The 807-nt window shown below is 69.9% G+C and carries 1 protein-coding gene and 1 pseudogene; both read left to right on the top strand.

Going from position 1 to position 807, the window contains the following annotated elements:
* The coding region (locus JNW98_RS35780; RefSeq protein ID WP_223772408.1) for an ABC transporter permease subunit at positions 1-319 on the top strand (319 nt) is incomplete at its 5' end.
* Positions 312-807: pseudogene (locus JNW98_RS35775) on the top strand (ABC transporter permease); the annotation flags it as partial. The gene JNW98_RS35780 and the pseudogene JNW98_RS35775, both read left to right, overlap by 8 nt.

Raw genomic sequence — 807 nt, 5'->3', positions numbered from 1 at the left:
CGCCGACTACATCCGCACCGCGGTGGCCAAGGGCCTGCCCCGGCGCCGGGTCGTCGGGGTGCACCTGATGCGCAACTCCCTCATTCCTGTCGTCACGTTCCTCGGCACCGACCTCGGCATGCTCATGGGCGGTGCGATCGTCACCGAGGGCATCTTCAACGTCCCCGGCGTGGGTAACACGCTCTACCAGGCCGTCATCACCGGCGAGGGTCCCACCGTGGTGGGCGTCGTGACCGTCCTGGTGCTCGTCTACCTCGTGAGCAGCCTGGTCGTCGACCTGCTCTACGCAGTCCTGGACCCGAGGATCCGCTATGCCTGACAACAAGACCCCCCAGGTGACTCCCAGCGAGGTCGCGGGGGCCGGCCCCGGTCAGTCCGGCGGCCTCGTCGACACCTCCGCCGCGAGCGTGGCGGCCGCCGCCGAACTCACCACCATGGCCGGCAAGCAGACGTCCTCCGAGAAGCCCCGCAGCCTCGGCCAGGACGCCTGGCGCGAGCTGCGCGGCAGCTGGCTGTTCTGGGCGTCCGGCATCCTGCTGGTCCTGCTCGTCCTCATGGCCGCCTTCCCGTCGCTGTTCACCGACGTGGACCCGCGCCAGGCCGACCTGCGCAACCACTACCTCACCGGACCGAACTGGACGCACTTCTTCCAGGCGGACTGGTTCGGCTACAACGTCCAGGGACAGAGCGTCTACGCGCGGACCGTCCACGGCGCCCGCGCCTCGATCATCGTCGGCGTCTGCGTGACCCTCGCGGTCACCGTCGTGGGCGGCATCGTCGGCATGCTCGCCGGGTACTTCGGCGGCT

Origin of the sequence: Streptomyces huiliensis, assembly GCF_020037025.1 — a bacterium.
Lineage (GTDB): Bacteria > Actinomycetota > Actinomycetes > Streptomycetales > Streptomycetaceae > Streptomyces > Streptomyces huiliensis.
Note: the sequence above shows the minus strand (reverse complement) of the source record. Positions and strands in the feature narration are given on the sequence as shown.